The sequence below is a fragment of the Neisseria sp. HMSC03D10 genome, assembly GCF_001807625.1.
Lineage (GTDB): Bacteria > Pseudomonadota > Gammaproteobacteria > Burkholderiales > Neisseriaceae > Neisseria > Neisseria mucosa.
In genome coordinates, this window is record NZ_KV789531.1 from 9,441 (window position 1) to 20,895 (window position 11,455).

The following is an 11,455-nucleotide window of genomic DNA, read 5'->3' on the forward strand; positions in this document are numbered from 1 at the left end:
GGCAGACGCTCTACCAACTGAGCTAATCACCCTTGTCGCTGCATTTGCGAAGACGCTATTAAATCAAAAAAGCATCCTCCGCGCAAGCTTTATTTTTCAGTGTATTAGGTATTTCCTTGCAAACTCCAGTTTTCAAAAGAAATAATTTCCTCCTGTCTGCCTGCGACGACCAAAATATCATTCGGTTGAAGCTGGAAATCCAAGTCGGGGTTTTCTATCCTGCTTGTGTTGCGGCGGATAAATAGAAGTTTGATGCCGGCGTTATCCAAAGGTAAATCACGGATGGTTTTGCCGATGGCGTAGGCTTCGCCGGTCAGAGGGAAGGCGTGGCGGCATATGGATTTGCCTTCTTCACCGAATCCGTTTTCATCATCGCTGCCGACAAACAAGCCTTCCAGAGAGGCGTAGCGGCTGTGTCGGATGTTGGTAATGGTTTGATAAACGTGGCTGTATGTCGCGCCATTGCCCAACATGGCGTAGCTTGCCAGCACTAAGCTAGTTTCTTTGGTATCGGATACTGCTTCTTCTGCGCCCATATCTGTGAAGATTTTAACGTAATCGTCATTGGTCGCCCGAACATACACAGGCATACTCGGATGCAAGGACATGATATTGTCGAGAACATGCTGAGTTTCGTGCATATTGTTCAGGGTAATGACCACCATTTTGGCGCGTTCCAAACCTGCGGCTTCCAAGACTTCCCGCCGCTTGGCATCGCCGAACGAAACCGGCTCGCCCGCATTGCGTGCCACCTGAACCCTGCCAATATCAAGATCGAGGGCGAAGTAGGGGATGTTTTCCTGAGCCAAGACGCGTCCGACGGTCTGACCGCCGCGTCCGAAACCGATAATCAGGACGTGGTCGGATTTGTTCATGGTTTCTACCAACATACTGTGCAAATCCAATGCCTTCATATCCCAGCTTGATTTGACAAAACGGCTGACGATGGCATCGCTGCTGCCCAAGATAAATGGGGCGATAATCATGGACAACAGAATCGCTGCCGTAGCCGCCTGTTCCAGCTCTGGCGACACCATATTGATTTTGCTGGAGATGTTTAACATCACAAAACCAAATTCGCCGCCTTGTGCTAAATAGAGGGCTGTTTTCAAGCTGTCCGCAATCGGATGCTTCATATGCAAAGCGATGAAAAAGACGACCAATGCTTTCAATACCAGCAGGATTGCCAGCAAAATCAGAATCTGCTGCCAGCCGCCGATTAAAGCCTGGATATCCAGTTTCATGCCGACCGTGATAAAGAAGAAACCAAGCAGAATATCGCGGAACGGGCGGATGTCGTCTTCCACCTGAAAACGGTATTCCGTTTCCGAAAGCAGCATACCTGCGACGAATGCGCCCAATGCCATCGACAAGCCTTCCAGTTCGGTCAGATAAGCTACGCCTAAGGTTACCAGCAAGACGTTGATCATGAACAATTCAGACGACTTGCGTTTGGCGACCATTCTGAACCAGCGCGACATCACCTTGCTGCCGACGACGAATAATACGCCCAGCGTGACCAGCATTTTCAATCCGGCAAGACCAAGCGCCGCCCACAGGCTGCCTTCTTCGCCATTTCCCCCCAATGCAGGGATCAGGATCATCAGCGGTACGACGGCAATATCCTGCATCAACAAGACGCCCATCGCCATTTGACCGTGCGGCTGTCCCAATTCGGTTTTTTCGGACAGGATGCGGCTGACGATTGCCGTGGACGACATGGTCATCGCCCCGGCTGCGGCAAACGCCCAATTAAAGCTGACGCCCATCAACATCAAAATGCCGATAATCGACAACATGGTCACAATGACCTGCAAACCACCCAAACCGAACACCAAGCGGCGCATAGCTTTGAGCTTGGGTAGGGAGAATTCGAGACCGATACTGAACATCAGGAATACGATACCGATTTCGCCCAGATAATCAGTCGCATGGCCTTGCGGAATCAGCTTCAACATACCCGGACCGGCGATAAAACCAACCAAAAGATAACCGAGCATGGAAGGAATGTTGAATTTACGGCAATAAATCACCGTAATGACGGAAACGAGGAGGACGATAACGATGGGTGCGAGGGAAAAAGTTTCGTGCATAGAGCGGGCGGCCTTGATGTTTGGCTGGGAAATAACTGTTTTATTTATGGCAGGCCGTCCGAGCGGACGCGGAATAGCATTCCGGCATTGTCGGGACGGGGCTAAGGTATTGTATCAAAAAACCTTGTAAAATAATGTTCCTATAAAACAAATAATACCGAATAAATGAACATTTCAAATATTTTTGTCTCAGACGACTTACTAGAGTAACTTTTATTCCCTCAACAAAGCAAACCTTAATAGGACATCCTCCATGCCCCCTACCCCTTGTCCATGTTCTTCTTCCCTCCCCTACGCTGAATGCTGCCACCCCTTCCATACCCATCAAACTCATCCGCAGACTGCCGAAAAACTGATGCGCTCAAGATACAGTGCCTATGTGTTACATAATATTGATTATATCGTTGCCACCACAATTCCCTCCCAGCAAAATCTGCTGAATCAAGAAGAAATACAGCAATGGAGCCGAGAAACCCTTTGGCTAGGATTAGAAGTAATCCACCATACCCTCATCGGCAAACGCCACGCGCAAGTTGAATTTAATGCCCATTTTCAAGATGGAGCTGAAACGGCATATCATCATGAACTATCTACATTCGTCAATATTGACGGATACTGGTACTTTATTGATCCAACCGCTCCACTCCCGACAATGAAGCAAGCCTGCATCTGCGGTTCAGGAAAAAAATTCAAGGCATGCTGCGGACAATTTTTCAAATAAGGCAGAATCAAAATCACAAAGGTCGTCTGAAAAACATATTTCAGACAACCTTTTCATCTTCATAAGGCAACATAAAAAAACTTAGATAAAAAAAACCATTCATACCAAGGGAGAAGTATGAATGGCCAATACATTGCGGGAAAACGTCTTACTTGCTGCACCGCCCAAAAGGGATAAAAGAGCGGTGTGTTTCAGCAATTTGGATTCTACTATTTTTAGTATTAAATGTCGTTAAGAAGTGAAATATTTTGAATATATTGCGCAGAATTTAAGATAAACGTTAGTTTATTAAGATAAGCGGTATATTTTGCCATTATTTGTATTGGTTATTTTGCAACACCTCACTAGAACAATCATCTGAGAAGTATTTCCATATTACATCACCTCTCAAAATCAAACTTTAGAAGTAAAGATTTTCTTGGAGCTCCATCCATACACTATTAACAGGAAAAGTATATACCCCCCCTTAAACCAAAAATGTCTTATCCCAAAGCCTTAAAATGAAGAGTTATAGTGGATTAAATTTAAATTAGGACAAGGCGACGAAGCCGCAGACAGTACAGATAGTACGGCAAGGCGAGGCAACGCCGTACTGGTTTAAAGGTTAATCCACTATAATTCATCATTATTTTGATACCAATGAGAATTCATAGAGTTAAAAATAGATTAGTATTACAAACACTCCTAAAATACTCCTAATATCTGTCCCTAAAAAATAGAACCATCCTATTTGTTAAAATCAAACTTTTTAGAAAAACGCTCATTATTCTTTTAATATTTACATGAATTAGCCCATAAAAAAGCCCTGCATTGCAGGGCTTTTTGAGATTCCAAAAACGAATTAACGTTTGGAGAATTGTTTTGCGCGGCGTGCTTTGCGCAGACCCGGTTTTTTACGTTCAACTTCACGGGCATCGCGAGTCACGAAACCGGCTTGAGACAAGGCAGGTTTCAGCGCAGCGTCGAAGTCGATCAGGGCGCGGGTAATGCCGTGGCGGATAGCGCCGGATTGACCGGTTTCACCGCCGCCGATAACGTTGACTTTGATGTCAAACGCTTCAGCGTTTTCAGTCAGGACCAAAGGTTGGCGAACAACCATGCGGCTGGTTTCGCGGGCGAAGAATTCGTCAACGGGACGACCGTTAACGATGATTTGGCCGGTACCTTTAGTCAGGAATACACGAGCCACTGAACTTTTGCGGCGGCCTGTGCCGTAGTAGTATTTACCGTTCATGTCGTGTCCTTATTTCAATTCCAAAACTTTGGGTTGTTGTGCGGCATGGGCGTGTTCTGCACCAGCGTACACTTTCAGTTTTTTGATCATGGCGTAACCCAATGGGCCTTTAGGCAACATGCCTTTTACGGCTTGTTCCAAAGCGCGACCCGGGAATTGCTCTTGCATTTCGCGGAAAGTACGCTCGTAGATACCGCCGGGGAAGCCGGAGTGACGGAAGTATTTTTTGTCTTCGAATTTGGCACCGGTTACACGCAGTTTGTCCGCGTTGATGACGATGATGTAGTCGCCGGTGTCAACGTGGGGGGTGTATTCAGGTTTGTGCTTGCCACGCAGACGGTGTGCGACTTCGGCTGCAACGCGACCCAGAACTTTGTCTTGGGCGTCGATAACGAACCATTCGCGCTTCACCTCGTGGGGTTTCGCTGAAAAGGTTTTCATAGTGGAAATCCAGATAGATATAGAAAGTTGTGAATTTTAAAGATGGGATTGGCTTTTGTCAATCGGATTGGGGTCGTCTGAAAGTGTTTTTTCTATGATGGCGTTTTTATGCATTGGGAAATGTTGTTTTTAGGTTGGAAAACATTGCTGTTGATTCAAAATATCGGGATATGTTTTTTGATTTTACGTTTGGTTTTTCAGACGACGTCGAAGCCGATGATAAATGAAAGCCATGCCGCAATCGGGCATGGCTTGATATGGGAATCCCCGCGAGAGCCGTTTTGGCTGAATCCGCTTGAACCTTGTTGACAAGGCGGTCACCCCGGGCAGTTTCGGGTGCATCTAAGGATAGACGCTCGCGCCCACTGCAACTCCCGGCAACCTTAAGCGAACTTATTGGTTCAAAGGAATATATGCCTTCGCGGACACCGCAGGGAAAAAGAAAAATCAGTTTTGTTCCAACCGCGCCAAAGCTTTTTGGCAAGCGTTGTTCATGTCGGTTATTTTACGCTCAAATTCACCTATTGCCAAATCGTCTTTGAGTGTAATTTTAAGGAGGTCGTGGACGACGTTGAGCGCGGTCATAATGGCGATTTTATCGCTGCCGACAATGCGTCCGCTCTCTTTGATGGCGGCACTTTTTTTGTTGAGCATATCAACAGCTTGGAGCAGGGTATCTTTTTCTTCGCTCGGGGTGTTGATGGTGAAATTGACATTCATGATGTCGAGGCTGACTTGTTCGATACTCATGGCGTGTCCTTATGATTGCGTTTCTTGCGGCAGGCGGGCAATGAGCCGGCGGATTTTTTCTGCAGTCTGCTCTAATGCGCTGCGGTATTGTTCTTTTTCGGCGGTAAGGTTGTCGATTTTGCCTTGTAGGTCTTCTTTGAGTTTGCCGACTTGTACGAGCAGCGCTTCGCTCAATTCGTCAACGGCAGCTTCATGTTCGCGCTTTTGTTGTTCATGCTCAAGCTTGAGGCGGTCGATTTCTTCGTTAAGGCGGCGGTTTTCACCAACAAGGGTTTCAAATTTTTGGGCCAGCTGGTAAACGCTGACTTCCAAGGTGTCGAGTGATTGATTCATGTATAGGCTTCCGTATTGCCGCATGGTGGCAGGCGGTCAGGATATTAGGATGATGATGCAGGAATGTCAATCGCTGCCGAATGTTGAGGTCGTCTGAAACTTTTTGGCTTGATGTTTTCAGACGACCTTTGTCGTTCGGTCTTATTCAAAGCGCGCGCTGCGCTCCATGAGTCTTTCTGCAACTTGCTGCGGGGTCATTTCCTTGCGGATGAGTTGCAGCAGGGTTTGGGTAATGGGCATATCGATTTGGTATTTCACAGCGGTGTTAAACACTTCTTCGATGGTGCTGACGCCCTCGGAAACATGGCCGATTTCCACCAACACTTGATGCAGTTCTTTTCCTTCTGCCAAACCCAAACCGACACGGCGGTTGCGCGAAAGCGCGCCGGTACAGGTCAGGATAAGGTCGCCGATGCCGGCAAGCCCCATCATGGTTTTGGGCTGCGCACCCATGGCCATGGCAAGACGGGTAATTTCGGCGAGACCGCGCGTCACCAGTGCCGCACGCGCATTGAGTCCGTATTCGAGACCGTCGGAAAGACCGGTGGCGATTGCCATAACGTTTTTGACGGCACCGCCGACAGCCACGCCGATAACGTCCGTACTGCCGTAAAGGCGCATTACGTTGGTGTTGAGTTGCGGCACCAATTCCTCAATCCATTCTTGATTTTCTGAGGCGACAACCACAGCGCAAGGCAGTTGTTTGGCGAGTTCTTGGGCAAAGCTCGGACCTGACAGCACGCCGATTTTTTTGTTCTCAGGCAATACTTCTTTCAATACTTGGAAGGTCAACAGCCCTGTGTCTTGTTCAAAGCCTTTGCAGGCAGCAAGGACAGGAATATGGTCGGCATTGTGTTGTTTGAGGAGTTCCGCGCTGCTTCTCAAACCTGCGACAGAAGTTACGACAAGAACGAGCCCGCTGTCTTTGAGCGCATCACCCAAATCGGCATAAACGGTTAAGGATTCAGGGAAAGGGAAACCGGGCAGACCGCGTTTGTTTTCACGTTCTGCCTGCAATGTACGGACTTGTTCGGGATTGCGTGTCCAAAGGGCGACTTCGTTGCCGTGGCTGGCAAAGTGCAGGGCAAGGGCTGTACCCCAAGAACCTGCGCCGATGACGGTAATTTTCATTGTGTGTCTTCCAACGGTAAATTGTCGTTTAATTTAAACCAATCGGCTTGGCAGTGCAAGCGATAGAGGCCTATCCAACATGAAAACCGCATGAAAATGCAGAAGCTATCACATATATTGTTTATTTCTATTGAAAATCCAATATTGATTTACCGCAAAGGGCAAACCACGCCCGCTGTTTATACTTCGCGGACAAAAAAGCCGGACATATCAAACGGACGCAAACAAAGCGGAATGCCATTCCCCATTTTCGCCCGCCATTCATCACGGCAATCAACGGAAACGGTGCTTACTCATAATAATATCCACTACAAAAAGGAACACGCCATGAACCACCACAACACCTGACTGCTCCTGTCGCTTGCTGTTTTATCCGCATTGGCCGCCTGTGGCGGACAGGAAAGCAAGGAACAAAAACCTGCTTCCGCACCGACCGAAGCCTCTGCTGTTCAGACGACCCCTAACGCAGCTTCAGCTGCCTCAGCAGCGTCCCAAGCCGCCGTTGCCGACAGCAATGCTTCACCTGAAGACCAAGAATTGCTCAAACGCGCACAAGGCATCTTCAAACCGCTGCCGAGTGCCGAAGAAATGCAGAAACTGCGCCCGTTTACCGAAGAACAGGTCAAACTCGGCCATCAATTATGGTATGAGCCGCGCCTCTCCAAAGGCAACACCGTAAGCTGCAACTCCTGCCACAACCTTGCCACCGCAGGCGTGGACAACCTGCCGACCAGCCAAGGCCACAAAGGACAGTTCGGCGGACGCAACTCCCCGACCGCGTTAAACGCCGCCCTGCTCGGTATGCAGTTCTGGGACGGCCGTGCGGCTGACGTTGAAGAACAAGCCGGCGGACCGTTGGTGAACCCTGTGGAAATGGCAAACGACTCGCAAGAAGCAGCCGCTGCCAAAATCGCCAAAATCCCCGAATATCAAGAACTGTTTAAAACCGCCTTCCCCGAAGACGGCGCAGTTTCCTTCAAAAATATCACCACCGCACTGGGCGCATTCGAACGCACCCTGTTGACGCCGACCAAATGGGATGACTACCTCAAAGGCAACGTTAACGCTCTGAACGAACAAGAGCGCAAAGGCGTGCGCGCCTTTATGGACAACGGCTGTATCGCCTGCCACAGCGGCGTCAACCTCGGCGGCGCAACCTTCCAAAAATTCGGTTTGGTTGAAGGCCCGTACTGGAAATTCATCGAAGATCCGAAACACGACAAAGGCCGTGCCGACGTAACCAAAAAAGCCGAAGACGAATTCTTCTTCCGCGTCCCAGGCTTGCGTAACGTCGCCAAAACTTATCCATATTTCCACAACGGCAGCGTTTGGGAATTGGACAAAGCCGTTACCATCATGGGTAAAGCGCAACTGGGCAAAGACTTATCGAAAGAAGACACCGACAACATCGTTGCCTTCCTGAAAACACTGTCCGGCAATGTTTCCGACACTGCCCGCACCATGCCCGAACTGCCTTTGTCTGCACCGATGGAATCCCATCCGAACAACAAATAAGCCGTAGATTTAGGGTAACGGAACCCGTTATCCTAAATTTGTGCCGTACCAAACGTCGTCTGAAAAAAGTTGTCCTGCTTTTCAGACGACGTTTCAATTTATGGAAACGCAATATAGCTAACCCCTCGATATTCAAGCCATTCATTCCTTAAAATACCGATGTCAGCCCTGTTAAGATTTCCAACAAACCCCAATCGTGGTTTATAATCCTTCCTTGTACGAAACAGGGGTGCTGCCTGATGTTCTGGCGGCTGAGAAATACCCTTTACACCCGATCGGGATAATACCTGCGTGGGGAGTTTTCACGGATTCTGTCTTTCAGACGGCCTTTTTTGATATTGAGGTCGTCTGAAAAAGCAAAACGCTCCTGTTTCTTCTTTTCAAACGAGAAAACAGGAGCATTTTTTATGACTACGCCAAAGAAAACCGCCAAAACTTCCGGCAACGAAGCGCGCGAACTTGCCGACTTGAGCGAAGACATCGGCATCCGCTTCAAATATCCGAACTCGGAGCGCGTGTATCTGCAAGGCAGCCGCGACGACATCCGCGTGCCTTTGCGCGAAATCCGTCAGGACGACACATACACGGCGCAAGGCACGGAAGCCAACCCGCCGATTCCCGTCTATGACACTAGTGGCGTGTACGGCGATCCGGCGGCACACATCGACCTGAAACAAGGTCTGCCGCACATCCGCACCGCATGGCTAGACGAACGCGGCGATACCGAAATCCTGCCCAAGCTTTCCAGCGAATACGGCATCGAACGCGCGCATGACCCGCAAACCGCCCATCTGCGTTTCAACCAAATCACCCGCCCGCGCCGTGCGAAAAGCGGCAGCAACGTAACCCAGCTCCACTATGCGCGCCGCGGCATCATCACGCCCGAAATGGAGTTTGCCGCCATACGCGAACGCATGAAGCTGGACGAACTTTTCAGACGGCCCGAATATGCCAAGCTCTTGAAACAGCACGCAGGGCAAAGTTTCGGCGCAAACATCCCGACCCACCCCGACCAAATCACCCCCGAATTCGTGCGCCAAGAAATCGCTGCCGGACGCGCGATTATCCCCGCCAACATCAACCACCCCGAACTCGAACCGATGATTATCGGCCGCAACTTCCGCGTCAAAATCAACGGCAACTTGGGCAACTCCGCCGTAACCTCCAGCCTGACCGAAGAAGTCGAAAAAATGGTGTGGTCGCTGCGTTGGGGCGCGGACACGATTATGGATTTATCCACCGGCGCGCATATCCACGAGACGCGCGAATGGATTATCCGCAACGCGCCCGTCCCCATCGGCACCGTGCCCATCTATCAGGCTTTGGAAAAAACCGGCGGCATTGCCGAAGATTTGACTTGGGATTTGTTCCGCGACACCTTAATCGAGCAGGCGGAACAAGGCGTGGACTATTTCACCATACACGCGGGCGTGTTGCTGCGCTATGTGCCGATGACCGCCAACCGCCTCACCGGCATCGTATCGCGCGGCGGCTCCATCATGGCGAAATGGTGCCTCGCCCACCATCAGGAAAACTTCCTCTACACGCATTTCGACGAAATCTGCGAAATCATGAAAGCCTACGACGTGTCGTTCAGCCTCGGCGACGGCCTGCGCCCCGGCTGCATTGCCGATGCCAACGACGAAGCGCAGTTCGCTGAATTGCACACCTTGGGCGAATTGACCGGCAAAGCGTGGGAACACGACGTACAAGTCATGATCGAAGGCCCCGGCCATGTGCCGCTGCAACGCGTCAAAGAAAACATGACCGAAGAGCTGCAACACTGCTTTGAAGCGCCTTTCTACACACTCGGCCCGCTCGTTACCGACATCGCCCCCGGCTACGACCACATCACTTCGGGCATAGGCGCGACCAATATCGGCTGGTACGGCACAGCCATGCTCTGCTACGTTACCCCGAAAGAGCATCTCGGCCTGCCCGACAAAGAAGACGTGCGCACCGGCATCATCACCTACAAACTCGCCGCCCACGCCGCCGACCTCGCCAAAGGCTGGCCGGGTGCGCAGTTGCGCGACAACGCCCTGAGCAAGGCGCGTTTCGAATTCCGCTGGCGCGACCAATTCCGCCTCAGCCTCGACCCCGAACGCGCCGAAAGCTTCCACGACGAAACCTTGCCCGCCGAAGGCGCAAAAATCGCCCACTTCTGCTCAATGTGCGGCCCCAAATTCTGCTCGATGAAAATCACGCAGGAAGTACGCGACTACGCCGATAAGCAAAAAGCCCAGCGGCAGGGCATGGAAGAAAAAGCGGTCGAGTTTGTAAAGAAAGGGGCTGAGATTTACAGTTGATAAAAAGGTCGGCGGATTCGCATTTGAAGTGCAACTTTCCATAACAGAAAAAGGCCAGTATGCGGTAGCATACGGCCTTTCCTGCAAGAAAGATTGCCATGAGCTACACACAACTGACCCAAGACGAACGATACCATATCCAATACCTGTCCCGCCACTGCACCATCGCCGAAATCGCCAAACAGCTTAACCGCCACAAAAGCACCATTAGCCGCGAAATCAGACGGCACCGCACCCAAGGGCAGCAATACAGCGCCGAAAAAGCCCAGCGGCAAAGCCGGACTATCAAACAGCGTAAGCGACAACCCTATAAACTCGATTCGCAGCTGGTTCAACACATCGACACCCTTATCCGCCGCAAACTCAGTCCCGAACAGGTATGTGCCTACCTGCATAAACACCACCAAATTACGCTCCACCACAGCACCATTTACCGCTACCTCCGCCAAGACAAAAGTAACGGCGGCACCTTGTGGCAACATCTCAGAATATGCAGCAAACCCTACCGCAAACGCTACGGCAGCACATGGACCAGAGGCAAAGTGCCCGACCGCGTCGGCATAGAAAACCGACCTGCTATCGTCGACCAGAAAACCCGCATCGGCGATTGGGAGGCCGACACCATCGTCGGCAAAGGACAGAAAAGCGCATTATTGACCTTGGTCGAACGCACTACCCGCTACACCATCATCTGCAAATTAAAGAACTTAAAAGCCGAAGACACTACCCTAGCAGCCATTAGGGTATTAAAGGCACATAAAGCCAGAGTGCACACCATAACCATGGATAACGGCAAAGAATTTTACCAACACACCAAAATAGCCAAAGCATTGAAAGCGGAGACTTATTTTTGCCGCCCTTACCATTCTTGGGAAAAAGGACTGAATGAAAACACTAACGGACTCATCCGGCAATATTTCCCCAAACA

At 50.2% G+C, this 11,455-nt stretch carries 10 protein-coding genes, 1 other RNA gene and 1 riboswitch; of the genes, 4 read left to right on the forward strand and 7 right to left on the reverse strand.

Annotated features, from left to right (window positions below; all coding sequences use genetic code 11):
• Positions 1-104 precede the first annotated feature (104 nt).
• Entirely contained in the window at positions 105-2,093 is a 1,989-nt protein-coding gene (locus tag HMPREF3066_RS05310; RefSeq protein WP_070440963.1) for a monovalent cation:proton antiporter family protein, read from the reverse strand.
• A gap of 253 nt (positions 2,094-2,346) precedes the next feature.
• Between HMPREF3066_RS05310 and HMPREF3066_RS05315 the strand changes: the two genes are divergently transcribed.
• Positions 2,347-2,814: a YchJ family protein gene (locus HMPREF3066_RS05315; protein WP_049227391.1), complete on the forward strand. Its 468-nt coding sequence runs from the start codon at positions 2,347-2,349 to the stop codon at positions 2,812-2,814.
• 841 nt (positions 2,815-3,655) lie between these two features.
• Here HMPREF3066_RS05315 and rpsI read toward each other — a convergent pair.
• The 6 genes from rpsI to HMPREF3066_RS05345 all read right to left on the reverse strand — a co-directional run bounded on the left by rpsI (position 3,656) and on the right by HMPREF3066_RS05345 (position 6,703).
• Positions 3,656-4,048: a 30S ribosomal protein S9 gene (gene rpsI / locus HMPREF3066_RS05320; RefSeq protein ID WP_003744048.1), complete on the reverse strand. Its 393-nt coding sequence runs from the start codon at positions 4,046-4,048 to the stop codon at positions 3,656-3,658.
• A 9-nt stretch (positions 4,049-4,057) separates the two neighbouring features.
• Positions 4,058-4,489, reverse strand: coding sequence for a 50S ribosomal protein L13 (rplM, locus tag HMPREF3066_RS05325; RefSeq protein WP_003744049.1), 432 nt, complete (start codon positions 4,487-4,489; stop codon positions 4,058-4,060).
• Between the two features lie 260 nt (positions 4,490-4,749).
• A non-coding RNA gene (gene ssrS, locus HMPREF3066_RS05330) (6S RNA) lies at positions 4,750-4,929 on the reverse strand.
• A gap of 7 nt (positions 4,930-4,936) precedes the next feature.
• Positions 4,937-5,239: a cell division protein ZapA gene (locus HMPREF3066_RS05335; RefSeq protein WP_003744050.1), complete on the reverse strand. Its 303-nt coding sequence runs from the start codon at positions 5,237-5,239 to the stop codon at positions 4,937-4,939.
• 9 nt (positions 5,240-5,248) lie between these two features.
• Entirely contained in the window at positions 5,249-5,572 is a 324-nt protein-coding gene (locus tag HMPREF3066_RS05340; protein ID WP_003766760.1) for a bZIP transcription factor domain protein, read from the reverse strand.
• Between the two features lie 141 nt (positions 5,573-5,713).
• Positions 5,714-6,703, reverse strand: coding sequence for an NAD(P)H-dependent glycerol-3-phosphate dehydrogenase (locus tag HMPREF3066_RS05345; RefSeq protein ID WP_003757087.1), 990 nt, complete (start codon positions 6,701-6,703; stop codon positions 5,714-5,716).
• 348 nt (positions 6,704-7,051) lie between these two features.
• Here HMPREF3066_RS05345 and HMPREF3066_RS05350 point away from each other — a divergent pair, with 348 nt between their 5' ends.
• The 3 genes from HMPREF3066_RS05350 to HMPREF3066_RS05360 all read left to right on the forward strand — a co-directional run.
• Entirely contained in the window at positions 7,052-8,218 is a 1,167-nt protein-coding gene (locus tag HMPREF3066_RS05350) for a cytochrome-c peroxidase (RefSeq protein WP_070440966.1), read from the forward strand.
• 215 nt (positions 8,219-8,433) lie between these two features.
• Positions 8,434-8,533: riboswitch (TPP riboswitch) on the forward strand.
• A gap of 92 nt (positions 8,534-8,625) precedes the next feature.
• Positions 8,626-10,527, forward strand: coding sequence for a phosphomethylpyrimidine synthase ThiC (thiC, locus tag HMPREF3066_RS05355; protein ID WP_070440969.1), 1,902 nt, complete (start codon positions 8,626-8,628; stop codon positions 10,525-10,527).
• A gap of 98 nt (positions 10,528-10,625) precedes the next feature.
• A partial coding sequence (locus tag HMPREF3066_RS05360) for an IS30 family transposase (protein ID WP_141743183.1) occupies positions 10,626-11,455 on the forward strand: 830 nt, incomplete at its 3' end.

Excerpts from the sequence above, each read along its gene's own strand:
- HMPREF3066_RS05335 (WP_003744050.1), bottom strand. The coding sequence starts at position 5,239 with ATGAGTATCGAACAAGTCAGCCTCGACATCATGAATGTCAATTTCACC.
- HMPREF3066_RS05310 (WP_070440963.1), bottom strand. The coding sequence starts at position 2,093 with ATGCACGAAACTTTTTCCCTCGCACCCATCGTTATCGTCCTCCTCGTT.
- HMPREF3066_RS05345 (WP_003757087.1), bottom strand. The coding sequence starts at position 6,703 with ATGAAAATTACCGTCATCGGCGCAGGTTCTTGGGGTACAGCCCTTGCC.
- HMPREF3066_RS05315 (WP_049227391.1), top strand. The coding sequence starts at position 2,347 with ATGCCCCCTACCCCTTGTCCATGTTCTTCTTCCCTCCCCTACGCTGAA.
- HMPREF3066_RS05340 (WP_003766760.1), bottom strand. The coding sequence starts at position 5,572 with ATGAATCAATCACTCGACACCTTGGAAGTCAGCGTTTACCAGCTGGCC.
- thiC (WP_070440969.1), top strand. The coding sequence starts at position 8,626 with ATGACTACGCCAAAGAAAACCGCCAAAACTTCCGGCAACGAAGCGCGC.
- rpsI (WP_003744048.1), bottom strand. The coding sequence starts at position 4,048 with ATGAACGGTAAATACTACTACGGCACAGGCCGCCGCAAAAGTTCAGTG.
- rplM (WP_003744049.1), bottom strand. The coding sequence starts at position 4,489 with ATGAAAACCTTTTCAGCGAAACCCCACGAGGTGAAGCGCGAATGGTTC.